Genomic DNA, 641 nt, shown 5'->3' with positions numbered 1-641 from the left:
GGGCTGCCGCTCGGGCCCGCGGGCAAGGCGGCGCTGCTGCCGACGAACGTCGAGGCGTTCGGCGCGGGGCTCGGCGTGCGGCAGGAGGAGGTGCGCCTGTACCTGGCGCTGCGCGAGGCGGCCCACCAGCGCCTCTTCGCCCATGTGCCGTGGCTGCGCTCGCACCTGTTCGGCGCCGTCGAGGGGTACGCGCGGGGCATCAAGGTGGACACCGCCAAGCTGGAGGACGCGGTCGGACAGCTCGACCCGACCCACCCCGAGCAGCTTCAGGAGGCGCTCCAGCAGGGCATGTTCCAGCCCGAGGACACCCCGGAGCAGAAGGCGGCGCTGGCCCGGCTGGAGACCGCGTTGGCGCTGGTCGAGGGCTGGGTGGACGCGGTCGTGCACGCCGCCGCGGCGCCCCACCTGCCGTCCGCCGACGCGCTGCGCGAGACGCTGCGCCGCCGCCGCGCCAGCGGTGGGCCCGCCGAGCAGACCTTCGCCACGCTGATCGGCCTGGAGCTGCGGCCCCGGCGGCTGCGGGACGCGGCCCGGCTGTGGGCCTCGCTCACCGACGCCCGTGGCCTGGACGGCCGGGACGCGCTGTGGGAGCACCCGGACATGCTGCCCACCGCCGCCGACCTGGACGACCCGGACGGGTT

The 641-nt window shown here is 76.8% G+C and carries 1 protein-coding gene; it reads left to right on the top strand.

Annotated elements, in window-relative coordinates; translation table 11 throughout:
• The coding region (locus tag KUM32_RS38700; RefSeq protein ID WP_217146477.1) for a zinc-dependent metalloprotease at positions 1-641 on the top strand (641 nt) is incomplete at both ends.

Source organism: Streptomyces sp. AC627_RSS907, assembly GCF_019049165.1.
Note: the sequence above shows the minus strand (reverse complement) of the source record. Positions and strands in the feature narration are given on the sequence as shown.